This is a genomic window from Serratia sp. YWN4 (genome assembly GCF_055790845.1).
Genome location: NZ_CM147696.1, coordinates 2,153,802 through 2,169,165, shown reverse-complemented (window position 1 = coordinate 2,169,165; position 15,364 = coordinate 2,153,802). Strand labels below are relative to the sequence as shown.

At 55.4% G+C, this 15,364-nt stretch carries 12 protein-coding genes; 7 read left to right on the top strand and 5 right to left on the bottom strand.

Translation table 11 applies throughout. The annotated features are described in order from the left end of the window. Positions 1-33 precede the first annotated feature (33 nt). The 4 genes from ACX9GT_RS10185 to ACX9GT_RS10170 are packed head-to-tail and all read right to left on the bottom strand — an operon-like array spanning position 34 to position 4,023. On the bottom strand, positions 34-1,167 hold the full coding sequence (locus ACX9GT_RS10185) for an alginate lyase family protein (protein WP_473190955.1): 1,134 nt from the start codon (positions 1,165-1,167) through the stop codon (positions 34-36). A gap of 13 nt (positions 1,168-1,180) precedes the next feature. After that, positions 1,181-2,275: an ABC transporter ATP-binding protein gene (locus ACX9GT_RS10180; protein WP_473190954.1), complete on the bottom strand. Its 1,095-nt coding sequence runs from the start codon at positions 2,273-2,275 to the stop codon at positions 1,181-1,183. Between the two features lie 10 nt (positions 2,276-2,285). Then, positions 2,286-3,125, bottom strand: coding sequence for a carbohydrate ABC transporter permease (locus tag ACX9GT_RS10175; protein ID WP_076942133.1), 840 nt, complete (start codon positions 3,123-3,125; stop codon positions 2,286-2,288). A gap of 10 nt (positions 3,126-3,135) precedes the next feature. Next, positions 3,136-4,023, bottom strand: coding sequence for a carbohydrate ABC transporter permease (locus ACX9GT_RS10170; RefSeq protein ID WP_473190953.1), 888 nt, complete (start codon positions 4,021-4,023; stop codon positions 3,136-3,138). A 247-nt stretch (positions 4,024-4,270) separates the two neighbouring features. Between ACX9GT_RS10170 and ACX9GT_RS10165 the strand changes: the two genes are divergently transcribed. Further along, entirely contained in the window at positions 4,271-5,644 is a 1,374-nt protein-coding gene (locus tag ACX9GT_RS10165; RefSeq protein WP_473189862.1) for an IS4 family transposase, read from the top strand. Between the two features lie 115 nt (positions 5,645-5,759). Here ACX9GT_RS10165 and ACX9GT_RS10160 read toward each other — a convergent pair whose 3' ends face one another. Beyond that, positions 5,760-7,052, bottom strand: a complete 1,293-nt coding sequence (locus tag ACX9GT_RS10160; RefSeq protein ID WP_473190952.1) for an ABC transporter substrate-binding protein — start codon at positions 7,050-7,052, stop codon at positions 5,760-5,762. Positions 7,053-7,592: 540 nt separating this feature from the next. On the opposite strand from ACX9GT_RS10160, the gene ACX9GT_RS10155 reads away from it, so the two are divergent. From ACX9GT_RS10155 to xdhC, 6 genes are all read left to right on the top strand, one after another. After that, positions 7,593-8,813, top strand: a complete 1,221-nt coding sequence (locus ACX9GT_RS10155; RefSeq protein ID WP_473191556.1) for an alginate lyase family protein — start codon at positions 7,593-7,595, stop codon at positions 8,811-8,813. Between the two features lie 25 nt (positions 8,814-8,838). Continuing rightward, positions 8,839-10,845 carry a heparinase II/III domain-containing protein gene (locus ACX9GT_RS10150; protein ID WP_473190951.1) on the top strand — a complete coding sequence of 669 codons (2,007 nt, stop codon included), beginning with the start codon at positions 8,839-8,841 and terminating at the stop codon, positions 10,843-10,845. Positions 10,846-10,915: 70 nt separating this feature from the next. Beyond that, the gene (locus tag ACX9GT_RS10145) at positions 10,916-11,485 is read left to right on the top strand and encodes a nucleotidyltransferase family protein (protein WP_473190950.1); all 570 of its coding nucleotides are present in this window, start codon (positions 10,916-10,918) and stop codon (positions 11,483-11,485) included. A 211-nt stretch (positions 11,486-11,696) separates the two neighbouring features. Next, on the top strand, positions 11,697-13,982 hold the full coding sequence (gene xdhA, locus ACX9GT_RS10140) for a xanthine dehydrogenase molybdenum-binding subunit XdhA (RefSeq protein ID WP_473190949.1): 2,286 nt from the start codon (positions 11,697-11,699) through the stop codon (positions 13,980-13,982). Positions 13,983-13,994: 12 nt separating this feature from the next. Further along, the gene (gene xdhB / locus ACX9GT_RS10135; RefSeq protein ID WP_473190948.1) at positions 13,995-14,876 is read left to right on the top strand and encodes a xanthine dehydrogenase FAD-binding subunit XdhB; all 882 of its coding nucleotides are present in this window, start codon (positions 13,995-13,997) and stop codon (positions 14,874-14,876) included. Next, positions 14,870-15,346, top strand: a complete 477-nt coding sequence (gene xdhC / locus ACX9GT_RS10130; protein WP_473190947.1) for a xanthine dehydrogenase iron sulfur-binding subunit XdhC — start codon at positions 14,870-14,872, stop codon at positions 15,344-15,346. The genes xdhB and xdhC overlap by 7 nt, the downstream gene beginning before the upstream one ends. Positions 15,347-15,364: the final 18 nt, after the last annotated feature.

The window sequence follows — 15,364 nt, the reverse complement described above, 5'->3', positions numbered from 1 at the left end:
AGGAAAGTCTCCCTAGCGGCAGGCGTTCCCCCACTAGCCACACCACATCAGTTGCTCTTGCAAACTGAACGTCTCTTCCGGTAATCCCGCCAACACGGTTTTATAGCGAGTTTCTTTGGGGTAACCGCGAATGGATTGCAGTAACAGGCGCAGCGCACTGTCCCAGACAATCCCCAGCAAGTCGCTGTACGGCCATAAATCCGGTTCGGCGATAAACGGCACCAGATAATCGATCCCCAATTTGACGCTTCTGCCGTCGCGCATCTCGTTCCAGCGATCAAACTCGACGTGTTCCGCATAGCGGTTGAGCAGCAAATGCGCTTCCAGGTTAAACAAGGAGTAATGGAACGGCACCGGCCGCTCCAGCTCCATGGTCTGTTTGCCATCCTGATCGATCTGCGCTGCCATGCGCTGGGTGATGCCCTGTTGAATAACCCGCGCTACCAGCCCTTTGTCGCCATAAAACAGCGCGTTCACCGCGCGCTGTGCGTCGTACCAGGTGCCGTGGTTGTTGTGCCACACGTATTCGGAATGGCCGACCTCGCTGTGATACATCCAGTGGTTGAAATCACGGAACCACTGATGCAACCCGATAATATCGTCGGTATCCAACACATTCGCAGAACTTATCAGGCCAATGGTGTCAATCACCATCCACATCAGGCGGGTGTCGATCAGCCCGGTGCCTCGCCCGGAGACAATGCCCGGTATCGCCTGGCCATAGTTCAAGTGCGGATTCATCAGGGTATCGGCATTCAGAAACCAGCAGCGGATCTGTTCGGCTGCCGCCAGCGCATATTTGCGCTGATCGGTGAAATACCACGCCAACCCGAGCGTCAGGCAGCGTTCACACATGCGGAGAACCCGCGTGGTATCGGTATCATTATTCTGACATTGTGGGTTGGTATGCCCGTCGCGCCGGATATAGGGCAAACCGTTGGGCCGACGCGGGTTCGGCCACCAGTAGGTTCCCAGGCTGTAATAATCGTGAGGATCGCCACTCACCGGCCGCAGCTTCTTATGCACCACCGTTTCCAGAGGCTGGCCGCGCAGAGCGTCGGCTTCACTGACCAACCGGGTCAGCGCGGCCTGCAACGGCGAAAAAGGCTGCTGTAACCGGTGCCGGGCATTTTCCAGGCAAGCGACGTCCAGCGTATATAACTTCATCCGTCCCTCTCTTTTATCCTGCATGGTAAGGTACGCGCTGCCCGCTCTCAGCATCAAAAATATGAATACCCGCCAGTTTTGGTTGCAACCACACCGTTTCCCCTTCCCGCACCTCAAGGCGCTGTTTGAATACCGACGTGAACGCCCCGCCGCCGGTATTGCAGAACAGTTGCATATCCGAACCGGTATTTTCGATGGCGGTAATGGTGGCTTGCAGCGCACCGCTATGCTCGTTTTCATTCACCACGTTGACCTGTTCCGGGCGAATGGCGTAAACCACTTTCTGCCCCGCCCGCACCTGCAGGCCAACCGGCAGGCGCAGCCGGGAATCATCCGCCAAGCGCAGTAGGGTTTCATCGCCCTGTATCACAATTTCCCCTTTTAACTGGTTGATTTCCGGTGAGCCGATAAACCCGGCAACGAACAGATTGGCCGGGCGATCGTACAGTTCCAGCGGGCTGCCAACCTGTTCGATCCGCCCGTCGCGCAGCACCACGATCATCTGCCCCATGGTCATCGCCTCGATCTGATCGTGGGTGACATATACCGAGGTGGTTTTCAGGCGGCGATGCAGTTCGCGGATCTCACCACGCACCTGGGTACGCAGTTTGGCATCCAGGTTGGACAGCGGCTCGTCGAACAAAAACACCTGCGGGTTGCGCACAATCGCCCTTCCCATCGCCACCCGCTGGCGCTGACCGCCGGAAAGATCTTTCGGCAGGCGATCGAGCAGCACGCCAAGCCCGAGCAGGTCTGCCGCGGCGTCCACCTTGCGGTTGATTTCCGCTTTCGGCAGCTTGGCCATCTTCAGCGCGAAGCCCATATTTTCCCGCACCGACATTTGCGGGTAGAGCGCGTAACTCTGGAACACCATCGCGATATCACGCAATTTGGGCTCCACGTCGGTGACATCTTTTTCATTGATCGCCACCTGCCCACCGGTGATCTCCTCCAACCCGGCAATCATACGCAGCAGCGTCGATTTGCCACAGCCGCTAGGGCCGACCAGCACGCAGAATTCGCCGTCGGGGATGGTCAGAGAGACATCTTTAATGACATGCGTGTCGCCATACGATTTACAGACATTGCTCAATACAACGGATCCCATGTGTCGCTCCTTATCCTTTCACTGCGCCGGACATAATCCCGCGGTTGAAATGTTTTTGCAGGCCGAGATAAACGATGATGCTGGGCAGCATCGCCAATAACGTGATGGCAATAAAGATGTTCGGGGTGATGCTTTCGTCGGTGCGCAGGGTGCTGAGGATCACCGGGATGGTGTTCAGGCTGTCCTGATTCACCACAATCAATGGCAACAGATACTGGTCCCAAATCATGATAAAACCGAAGGTGACCACGGTGCCGAGGGCCGGTTTCACCAGCGGCAGGATCACATGGAAGAAAATCTGCCATTCATTGGCCCCGTCAATGCGCGCCGCCTCTTCCAGCTCTTTGGGGATGGCAGCCATAAATTCGCTCAAGACGAAAATGGAGAAGGCCCAACCCACCACCGGCATAATCATCCCGAGGTAGCTGTTATACAGCGAGGCATCGATCACCGGCAGCCGCCAGTTGATGATCATATACAGCGGGATGGCGATCACCTCTTCCGGCAGCATCATGGTGGAGAGGATCACCAGGCTAACCAAGGATACGCCGATAAACTTTTTGCGGGCCAGCGCATAGGCGGCCAGCGCGCTGACAGAAACCTGCAAAATGGTGCCGAAAAAGACCACCACCATCGAGTTCAGCAAATATTGCCAAACGCCGATCTCTTGCCAGGCAAAGATAAAGTTTTGCAGCGAAAAGGCGTTCGGCCACGGCAGCAGTTCACCCGGTTTGACCGGCGCGGCGCTGAACGCGGTGGCAACAATGCCCCAAAACGGGCCAACGAACACCACCAGCAACAACGCATAAATCATCCAGCGGCCAATGGTATCCCAACGTTTACTCAGCATAATGGGCTCCTTAATAGCGGGTGATGCGCTTTTTCAGCGTGAGATGACACAGGGTCAGCAGCACGGTGAAGGCAAACAGCAGGAACGACACCGCCGAGGCATAGCCGTAATCAAACTGCTCAAAACCGAGCTTGTAGATGTGCGTCATGATCATTTCGGTGGCGTTGGAAGGCCCGCCGCCGGTGGTGGCATACACCTCGGCAAACACGCGGAAACCCCGGATGAAAGACAGCATCAGCACTACGGAAAGCGCCGGGATCATGCCGGGCAGCGTCACATAGCGTAGGCGGTTCCACCAACTGGCCCCGTCAACATTAGCCGCGTCATACAGGTCACGGCTGATCCCGGCCAAACCAGCGATAAAAATCACCATGTTGTAAGGCACCGCTTTCCAGATATGCAGCAGCATGATCACCCACAGCGCCTGATCGGAACTCGCCAAGAATCCCTGATCGGCAACGCCGAACCAGCTCAGCACCTGATTGATCACGCCGTTCGGTGTCGGGTTGAACAGGATGCGCCACATTTCGGCGACGATCGCCGCACTGGTCACCGCAGGCAGGAAGATTGCGGTACGGATAAAGCGCAGGTGGCGCGCCGGGCCTTCGAGTAGCATCGCCAGGAAAAAGGCCAGCACCGCCCCGACCACCATGGTCACGATCACATACAGGAAGGTATTGAACACCGCCGAATGCAGGCCGGTATCCGCGAAAGCGCGGGTAAAGTTAGTAAACCCCACCCACTCGTTCGCTTGATTAAAATTCACCTTGTAAAAACTCATCACCAAGCCTTGCAGCATCGGGATAAATTTAAACCAAGTGAAAATGACCAGGGCCGGGGCCAGGAAGATCCACGGCACTAGATTCCGTTTCTGGCGGGAAGTCAGCATGGTTATCATCGCTCTCAAGGAGTTAACAAGGCGCCCTTCTGGGCGTAATACCACTCAGTTAAGACTAACCAGTTCCCTCTCCTTCGGGGAGAGGGTTAGGGTGAGGGGGTATCGCTGAGCTAAAGCCCCTCACCCCGGCCCTCTCCCACAGGGCTGTCTCTTATACACAACTCCCCGACATACTCGTCGGGGGTTTTTGAACTTTTTTCCTGTCTGTTGATCTGTTTTGATATTCTCCCTTCCTTCGGTTTTTAGTATGGTGCTTTCTGATTGTGATTCATGGGCTCAAGACACTTTCGGTCTTGCTCAACTCGGCGACAAACGCAGGACTCATCGCCTGGTGAAACTCACTGCTTCACTGGCTCAACACACAGGACTTTCTATTGTGAAATCATCACATTCCCCTGCCGAAGTCGAAGGCGCATACCGCCTCATGCGTAACCCCAATGTCTCGCCGGAAGCCGTCGCTGATGCGGGTTTCATCGCAACGGCAAGCGCCGCCAAAGAGCACCCACTTCTCCTTGCATTAGAGGACACGACTTCCATCAACTTCAGTCATCCCACGGCTTTTGACGAACTCGGCAATACAACGACCAGCCCTAAAATACGGGGGCTACTGGCGCATTCTGTCTTGCTTTACTCACCCAAAACGGCACAAGTGGTGGGCCTTATCGACCAGCAGCGCTGGAGTCGTGACATCGCTGAATACGGTAAGAAACACCAGCGAAAACAACACGCTTACGAAGAAAAAGAAAGTTACAAATGGCAGCAGGCGTCTGAACTCATGGCGCAGCGGCTCGGCGATACGCAACAGCAAGTTATCTCGGTCTGTGACCGGGAAGCCGATATCTGGCATTACCTCGACTATAAAATCAGCCAGGGCCAGCGCTTCGTCGTCCGGGCGGCACAAAATCGCCGGCTTGAAGACAGCAGTGATAAACTCTTCGAGTTGCCTGCCACACTCACACAAACAGGCAGCCATTGGCTGAATGTCGTTCAAAAAGGAGGGCGCGCAGCCCGTCAGGCACAGATGTTCGTCAGTTACTGTCCTGTTGAAATAAAACGTCCAAACCAGCCCGGAGCCTCCGTACCGTTGACGTATATCTGCTGCCGTGAAGAAGAGCCGGAAGGAGCCTGCTGGCATCTGTTAACCTCAGAAAAAGTGGGCTCGGCAGCAGAAGCGCGCGTCATCATCAGCTACTACGAACGTCGCTGGTTAATAGAGGAATATCACAAAGCGTGGAAAAGTGGTGGGACGCAGGTTGAGGCGTCTCGCATGCAAAGCCGGGCCAATCTGGAACGTATGGTGGTCATTCTTGCCTTTATTGCGGTTCGGGTGTTGGCGTTGCGTCAGGGCGGGCTGAGCGAAGAGACGTTGAATGCGTCCTGTGAACGCGTCTTAAGCCCAATAGAATGGAAACTGCTGTGGGTAAAACAGGAAGGAAAAGCGTTACCGAAGCAAGCGCCGACGCTGAAATGGGCGTATCTGAATCTGGCAAAACTGGGGCACTGGTATGACAGCAAACGAACGGGCCGTGCGGGCTGGGTAGTGATGTGGGAAGGCTGGTTCAAGCTTCAGGATATCGTTGAAGGGTATAATCTCGCGAAGTCTCTTGATCAGGAGATCTGATCAAGAGACAGCCCACAGGGAGAGGGGGCGTCACTGTTAGCATGGTGCCGAATAATGATGATGCACTTTTCTGCTTAACTGATCGGCATTACCCCTCTGGGCGCCGTTTAGGGCATTACTTCGCCAGCACGCTCTGCTTTTCCAGCTCGGCGTTGACTTTGCCGTTGGTGGCTAGCAACTCAGCGGCGATATCACCGTTGCAGTCCGCCAGAATGCGGTTGAAGCCCTCGGCGGTAATCTGGCGGATCGGCGTCCAGTTAGGCACCTGTGGCACATAGCGGCCCTGTTCAGCATACAGCGTGGCGAAGGTGGCCCAGCGCGGATCGTTGTAAACCGCCTGAGTGTCCACCAACTTGTTCACCGGCAAACGCACCACCGGGATATTGCTGCTGCCTTTACCCATGCCGATCTCTTGCCCTTCCTGGGAGATCATAAATTCAATGAACTTGCGGGCCGCCTCCTTCTTCTGGCTGCTCTTCATCAGGAATACCGTGGTACCTTCTGCCAACGTGGCTTGGCTTTTTGGCCCCTGCAAGGTGACCACTTCGAAGGTGTCTTTGCCCGGATCTTTATCAAACAGCGCAATATGATAAGGCCCGCTGAAGAACATACCGCTCTGGCTGGAACGGAAAGAGGGGATCACGTCCGCCGTGGTGGCGTTAATCGCCCCCGGCTGCACCACTTTGTCGCACAGCATGCCGCGCATAAACTGCAATGTTTCGGCAGCCGCCGGTTCATCCAGCGCAGCTTTAAACTTGCCCGGCGTTGATTCACGAATGAAATCGCCACCGGCCTGCCAGAGAAACGCGCTCATAAACCAACTGGCATAACCGCGGGTGGTGGAAGCAGGCAGAATAAAGCCGTAGGTATCGGCTTTACCGTTGCCATCGGGATCTTGCGTGGTGAAGGCTTTTGCCAGTTTTGCCACATCTTCCCAGGTTTTGGGCTGCGGTATCCCCAGCTTCTCGCGCCAGTCTTTGCGCACAAACAGCGCAAAGGTCTGAGCGGAGGTCGGTACTCCGTAGTATTTGCCGTCGGTATAACGGGTGCTTTGCCAAGCGAGCGGATAAATATTGTCGTGCCCGGCAATGCTTTTCGGATCGATCTCATCGGCGATGCCAAGTTGGATAAACTGCCCAATCGCTACCGCATCGTTAAAAATCAGATCCGGCAAGGCATTCCCCGCCGCAGCTCGCGCCAAGCGCTGTTCAAAGTCGGTGGTGGCGTTGAAGTACTCAATTTTTATGCCGGTTTTTTTCTCAAAGGTTTCTGCTTCTTTCTTGTAGATGTTTTTTGAATCGTTGCTGGCCCGGATCCAGATATTGAGCGTTTCTTCGGCATAAACCTGAGCAGCGCCCAAGCCGAGTACGGATAGCAGTAATAAGGATTTAATTTTTGTCGCAGACATTTTTATTCACATCCTTTTGTAAGAGGTTTGATTATCACGAAAATGGAGTGAACCCAATAAATTTATATTTTAAAGCAGTACCGAGCCATTAAATCGAATGCCATTTTTAAACACAATGCCACAAAATAGAAATCGTGTTTCAAAATTGAAAAACTTGCTATTGATCACATCAAGAAGTGACTAAAAAAGTGACATAATTAATTATTAATTAAAAATCAATGTATTATAAAACATTAATTTTATGTTAAAAAATAAAATAATGTTGATAAAACTTGTTTAACGTGATTAATGACTCATTTTTTAGGGCTATTTTTAATCCCAGCGTTAAATTTGAAGTACATCACAAAAAAAATCACCCGGTCTCTTACACTGCGCCATCATCACCATGAAACATTATTTCACTTTCATTTCCTTCGGGAATAAATAACATCAAAAAGCATTAAGTAATATTTTCTAACCTCGCGGTTAGCGGATATTTATCGCCCGAAAATTAATAACCCTACTTTCTGATGAATGGAGAAAATTATGCGACCGATAACAATGGCTTTATTGCCCCGCGGGTCTTGGCTGGCACTGGCCGTCGCCGCTGCACTGCAAGTTACGGCCTCATACGCCGCAGATGCACATCCGTTGATCGTCAAACTCGATGATTTGCAGTACAGCCAGCAGCAACTGGCAGCGCAAAATCCGGCGTTTATCGGCGCCTATAACGCACTCATCGCCAAGGCAGATAAGGCCATCGGCAAGCCACTGTATTCGGTCATGGACAAGAGCCTGACCGCCGCCAGCGGCGATAAACATGACTACTACAGCTTTCCCCCCTATTGGTGGCCGGATCCGAGCAAGAAAGACGGGCTGCCTTATGTGCGCAAAGACGGTGAAACCAACCCTGCGGCCAACAGCAATGCCACCGATAAAAAACGCCTGAACAGCATGAGTGATGACGTCTGGACGCTGGCGCTCGCCTGGCAGTTCAGCCAAAAGCCGGCCTACGCCGAAAAGGCACGCGACCAGCTCGTCAACTGGTTTATCAACCCGCAAACCCGCATGAACCCGAATCTGCAATATGCCCAGGCGATCCCTGGGATTAACGACGGGCGCGGTATCGGGTTGATCGACAGCCGAACACTGGTAGAAGTGATCGACGCGGTTGAACTGCTGCGCCCGGCCAAGGTGCTCAGCGAGGACGATTACCAGAAAATCAAACAGTGGTACGGCGATTTCTACCAGTGGATGACCACCAGCCAGAACGGTTTCGAAGAGGACAACTGGCATAACAACCACGGCACCTATTTCGATCTGCAAGCCGCGTCATTTGCCCTGTTCAGCGGCAATCTTCCCGAAGCGAAAAAACGCCTGCAAATTACCCAACTGCGGCGTATTGCCTCTCATTTTGATATCGAAGGCCGCCAGATGGCGGAACTTGAGCGCACCCGCCCGTGGCATTACAGCAACTTCCATCTGGAGGCCTACAACAAGCTGGGGCGCTTGGGCGAAGTGGCTGGCGTCGACGTGTGGAATTTCGCCCTCGATGATCACAGCCTGCGTAAAGGCTACGGCTACATTGCCGGATTCGTTAACAGCGAGGCGCCATGGCCGTGGAAAGACATCGACAAAATGGATAGCAAAAAAGCCTTGGTCAATATGGTGAGCGCCGCCCGCGCCTGGCCCGATGACAAACAGTTCAGCGAAAAGGCCCAATGGCTGATGGCGACTTATCCTGATGATATCACGACGCTTATCACCCCATTAAAACACTGATGCTTGGGAATAGGGATTAACAGCGATGAAGCAGTTCACCACGCAACAACTTATTCTCTTAAGGAAGCGAGCAGCCCAGCAGCCGCAGGTGATTGAGCACGTGAAAGCGCAAAACGCCGTGGTGCTCAATAGCCCGGTTCAAGTACCGGAAACCGCCGTGGCCACCTGGAATCTGTACTATTTTTGCCCGGATCACGGCGTGCGGCTAGTGTGGGAGCGCGATTGCGCCACCCGCCATCGCTGCCCGGTGGATGGGCGGCTGTTTAGCGGTGAACCCTATGACGGTGCCTGGTGGCGCGAGATGAACGGCCTGAATGCCAAAGCCTGTCACCAGTTGGGGTTGCTGTGGCAACTGACCGGCGAAGCGCAATATCTGGATAAAGTCACGGCAATTCTAAGCACCTACGCAACGTACTATCCCGATTATCAAATCCACGGCAATATTCCTTACAACGGGCCGGGCAAAATGAATGCGCAAACCCTGTGCGAAGCCAACTGCCTGCTCGATTTTGCGCTGGGTTTTGATTACATCGCCGAAGCGCTAACGCCGCAACAGCGCGACGACATCACAAACCGCCTGCTGCGCTGCGGGGCGGAATTCCTGATGGCCCACCGCTCGCCGCAGTTGCATAACCATGAAGTGAAGATCGGCAGCGCCATTGGCGTGCTGGGGTTTATTTTGCAGGATGAAGCGTTGCTGGAGTTTGCCGTTAATCAACCCTATGGCCTGCGCTATCAGCTTGAACATGGGCTATTCGACGAAGGGTTATGGTTTGAAGGTTCGATCCATTATCACTTCTATGCGCTACAGGGCTTTCTGGCGTTTGAAAAGCTGGCAAAGGGCAGCCGCTGGAGCCTGCTGGATGCCCCTTTCTACCGCAAAATGCTCAGCTTCCCGCTGCAACTGCTGATGCCGGACGGCAACTTCCCGCGCATTAACGATTGTATCTATGGTCAGGAAAAGCTCGATCACAGCGATGTCTACGAGTTTGCCTGGTCTTGCTACCGGGATGACGCTTACGCGGCGGCGCTACAGGCGATATACCGTGACACACCACGTGCCAATATCGATGCATTGCTGTATGGCACCGATCTGCCCGCACAACCGTTAGAGGTGATCCCGCAGCAGCACCTGCACGCGCCGAGTTGCGGGATCACCATCTGGCGTAACCCAGCCAAGCGCCGAGCGCTGTTGGTGAAGCACACGCCCTACGGCGGCGAGCATGACCATTACGATCGGCTGAGCCTGATTTTGTTCAACCAGGGTAAAGAGATCTTGCCCGATCTCGGCACCACCGGCTACGGCGCACGGATGCACTATGCCTACTACAAAAACAGCGCCACCCATAACACGCTGACGGTGAATCAAACCAATCAACCTCCGGCGGTGCCGCAGGTGCTCCACTATCATGAAGCCGAGGCGTTTTGCTGGCTGGATGCGCAAGTGGACTGGCGAAAAGCCCCGCCGGTGCTGGACAGCCATACCAGAGTGGAATGGGATAGCCAAGCCTATCGCGATGTCCATTTTCGCCGCCGCCTGCTATGGCTGGAAGGAGCGTTGATCGACATCAGCAGCATAGAAAACCCGCATCAGCAACAGTTGGACTGGACGCTGCATCTGCCGGGTAAAGCGCTGGACGCCACCGGTAACCCAGCCAACTTCAGCCAGCATGGGCCGCTGGCGGTGATGCACGACGCGCGGGTGACGCCGCTGATCAACAGCCAGCCACGCCACTTTGCGGTTTCACGCGAAGGGCAGGCGCTGTGGCTGCATGGCGACGCGATGCTGTGGCAAGGTTCTGCCCCTGCCAACCCGGCGGTGGCCGATTTAAGCTATCTGACACTGCGCAGCCATCAGCCACGGGCAGAATTTATTTGCGTGTGGGATTTTGATAATAAACAGCCGATAACCGACATGCAGGTGAAGCGGGATGGCAACGGCCTGCGCATTCAGATACGGCGCGGTGAGTTTACCCTGGTCGTCGAGGTGAACGACGATGCCAGTCAACTGCCGCAGATGCATGCACGGTAAGAGTGTTTTGGGTATACGATCGCTGGCATCTTTGTAACAATCAGAACTTGCGTATCAGCGGATCAATAACATGACAACGGGCATTGTGATCGCCGCCGCCGGGCGAGGTGAACGCTTCACCCAGGCCGGTGGCACAGGGAATAAACTCAACGCTGCCCTGCATGACGGCACGGTGTTTGAACTGACGCTGCAACAGGCGCTGGCGTCCGGCCTGCCGGTGCAGGTGGTGACCCGGCCAGAAAACCTGCCGGTACAACGCGCCTGTGCCGCACATCAGGTGCCGGTCACGCTGCTGGCGAGCGGTGGGCTGGGGGAATCTATCGCTGCGGGCGTTGCCGCAACCTCAGATTGGCACGGCTGGCTGATCCATCTGGCGGACATGCCCTTCGTCACGCCAGCGGTATTTCTGCAAGTGGCGAGCGCGTTGCAGCAGCACAGTATCGTGCGCCCTGTCTGCCAACAGCAACCGGGCCATCCGGTGGGTTTTTCTGCCGCCTGGCGCCACGCATTGTGCGCATTACGCGGCGATCGCGGTGCTCGTGAACTCCTCAGCCGCGAATCGGTTTATCTGCTGCCTCTTGATCAACCCGGTATCATGCAGGACATCGATCTGCCGTCACAGTTACCGCCTAACCAGTGAGTTGACGCGGTTATCAACCTGATAATCCCGTTATCAGATTGATAAATTATCGCCTCATCCCCCCTTCCTTTCGCCCATCAGAACCGCACTGATTCTGCCGAAAACCGGTATCAACTCACGAAATTCACCTTATCCCGGCGAATCAGCCGATTATGGCCTGCAAGTTGCTGTTACTCCTACCAGCGGCTTTTTCTATCAACAGGGGGGCAAGATGGCTTTAGGAGTGTCGCTTAAACGGGTTGATGCAGAAGCCAAAGTCACCGGCCGAGCGCGCTACACTGACGATCTCAGCCTGCCCGGCATGCGCTATGCCAAGTATGTCCGCAGCCCAATCGCACACGGTTTGGTCACGCGCATCGATACCCAGAAAGCCCTGCAATTGCCGGGGGTAGAGGCCATTTTCACCTATCAGGATGTGCCGCAGCAGTGTTTCCCGACCGCAGGCCATGCCTGGTCGCTGGATGCCAATAAGCGCGACGTGGCAGATAAGCAACTGCTGACCGGCCATGTGCGCCATCACGGTGATGGCGTGGCGATCGTGGTTGCCAATGATCCGCTGACGGCAGAAAAAGCCGCCCTGCTGGTCGAAGTTGACTATCAGGAACTGCCGGTGATGACCACCGCCGCCACCGCGCTGGCAGCCGACGCTCCATTGCTGCACGGTGGCACCAGCAACTTACTGAAACAGCACGCGCTAAAAGGGGGTGATCCTGATGCGGTATTGGCTGCGGCAGAGGTATTGGTTGAAGGCCATTACCAAACGCAGGTGGTACAGCATTGCCATCTGGAAGGGGTGATCGCCTATGCCTATATGGATCAGATGAACCGGATAGTGATCGTCTCCAGCACCCAGATCCCCCATATTGTGCGCCGCGTGGTCGGCCAGGCGCTGAACCTGCCGTGGTCAGCGATCCGGGTGATTAAACCCTATATCGGCGGCGGCTTTGGCAATAAGCAGGATGTGCTGGAAGAGCCGATGTGTGCGTTTCTGACCTGGAAACTCGGCGGCATACCGGTCAAAGTCGAACTGAGCCGCGAGGAGTGCTTTTTAGCCTCCCGCACCCGGCATTCGTTTGCCGTCAGCGGCAAGCTGGGCGTGACCAGTGACGGCATCCTGCAAGCCTATAGCCTGGACGTGCTGTCCAACACCGGCGCTTATGCCTCCCATGGCCATTCGATCGCCGCCGCCGGGGCCAATAAAATCGCTTATTTATACCCGCGTATCGCCCTCGGTTACCAAGCCACCACCTATTACTCCAACCTGCCTAACGCCGGGGCAATGCGCGGCTACGGCGCGCCGCAGGTGACCTTTGCCCTAGAGTGCATGATCGACGAAGCCGCCGCCCAGTTAGGCATGGATCCTCTCGATTTGCGGATGAAAAACGTTGCACGTCAGGGGGATACTAATCCGTTGAATCATAAACCAATCCACAGCGTCGGTATTCTTGAGTGTCTGCAAAAAGGCCGCGAGCTATTTGAATGGGATACACGGCGCGCCGCCTGCCTGAATCAAAGTGGCCCGATCCGCCGCGGCGTTGGCGTGGCTTGCCTGAGTTATGCTTCCAACACTTATCCAGTGGGTGTGGAGATCGCCAGCGCCCGCCTGCTGATGAATCAGGATGGCACCATCAACCTGCAAATTGGCGCCACGGAAATTGGCCAAGGTTCGGATACCGTATTTGCCCAAATGGCGGCAGAAACCATCGGTGTGCCCTTCTCGTCTATTTACGTTATTTCCACGCAAGACACCGATATTACCGCCTACGATCCCGGTGCCTTCGCTTCGCGGCAAAGTTACGTTACCGCCCCGGCCATTCGCCAAGCCGCTAGCGAACTGCGTGCCAAAATCATCCAGCATGCGGCCACTATGTGCGGCCAGCCCGAGTGGGCGCTAGATGTTATTAATGGCGAAGTGGTGTTTAAAACCCAGCCGGATAAGGTGCTGTTCTCAGTGCAGCAGGTTTCCATGAGCGCCCATTACGATCAGGAGATCGGCGGGCAACTGATGGCCGAAGTTTCCTGCAAGACCCGCAGCAACCCACCGGCTTTTGGCTGCACCTTTGTCGATCTCACCGTCGATATCCCGCTGTGCAAAGTCACTATCAACAAGATTATCAATCTGCATGACTCCGGCCAGATCCTTAACCCGTTGCTGGCCGAGGGCCAGGTGCATGGCGGCATGGGCATGGGGATTGGCTGGACGCTGTTCGAAGAGATGATTATTGACGAGAAAAGCGGCATCGTGCGTAACCCTAATCTGCTGGATTACAAGTTCCCGACCATTCTCGATCTGCCCGATCTGGACTGCGCGTTTGTTGAAACCTATGAACCGCAATCCGCCTACGGGCACAAAGCCTTGGGTGAACCGCCGCTGATCTCACCGGCCCCGGCGATCCGTAATGCCATTTGGCTGGCAACCGGCGTGAAGATAGATGAGCTACCACTGACGCCAAAAACGCTGTACCGACATTTCGCGCAAGCGGGCCTGATCGAGTAACAGGAGAACAGCATGTACGATATCGCGCACTATTATCGGGCGACCAGCATAGGCGATGCCATGCGGCAATTAGCGGCCAATCCCCAGGCCAAGCTGATTGCTGGCGGTACCGATGTGTTAATCCAGTTGCACCATATGAACGACAAATATCGCCACCTGGTGGATATTCATGATTTGGCAGACTTGAACAGCATCAGCCTGCTGCCCGATGGCACGCTGCGCATCGGTAGCGGCACCACCTTCAGCCAGATTATCGACTCCCCATTGGTACAGCGCTACGTCCCTGTGCTGGCCGAAGCCGCCGCTACCATCGCCGGGCCGCAGGTGCGCAACCGCGCTACGCTGGGCGGCAATATCTGCAACGGAGCTACCAGCGCGGACTCGGCCTCACCTTGCGTGGTGATGGAGGCCGAATTGGAGATCGCTACCGTTGCAGGGTTGCGCCGCACGCCGATTCTCGGGTTCCATACCGGCCCCGGCAAGGTGGCGCTGGAGCACAGTGAAGTGCTGGTAGCGTTTCTGTTCCGGCCGCTGCATTACCAACACTATGGTGCCAGCTACTACAAATACGCCATGCGCGACGCGATGGATATCGCCACCATCGGCTGTGCCGCCGCCTGCAAAGTCGAAAATGGTCACTTCAGCGCGGTGAAAATCGCCTTTGGCGTTGCGGCCCCGACGCCGATCCGCGCACCCAATGCCGAAGCCGCCGCAATTGGCCGCCCGGTTAATGCGCAAACCCTCGCCGCCGTGCGTGAGGCGGTGATGCACGACGTGCTGCCGCGCTCGTCCTGGCGTGCCAGCAAAGAGTTCCGCCTGCAAATCATCCGTACGCTGGCAGAACGCGTTCTGGCCCAAGCGGCTCAGCGCGCCGAAGGAGAGTTATTATGCTGATCAACTGCACGATCAATGGCCGCCGGTATCAGTTCACGGTGGATCCCCGCCTGTCGTTGATGGAGTTACTGCGCCAACAGGGGCTTAACAGCGTCAAGCAAGGATGCAGCGTTGGTGAGTGCGGAGCCTGCACGGTGTTGATCGATGATATCGCCACCGACACCTGCATTTATCTGGCGGTTTGGGCCAATGGCAAAACCATCCGCACCACTGAAGGCGAGGTAAAAAACGACCAGCTATCCGCCGTGCAGCAGGCATATGTGAATACAGGGGCAGTGCAATGTGGTTTTTGTACGCCGGGGCTGGTGATGACCAGTACCTCGATGGTGGAACGCTTTCGCGGCAAACGCCTTACCGAGCAGGAGATTCGCCGTGGCTTGGCCGGGAATTTATGCCGCTGTACCGGTTACACCGCGATCGTGAAAGCGGTACAGCAGGCACAATTGTTGGATGAGGAAGCACCGAGCTAATTTATTGGCTGATCATGG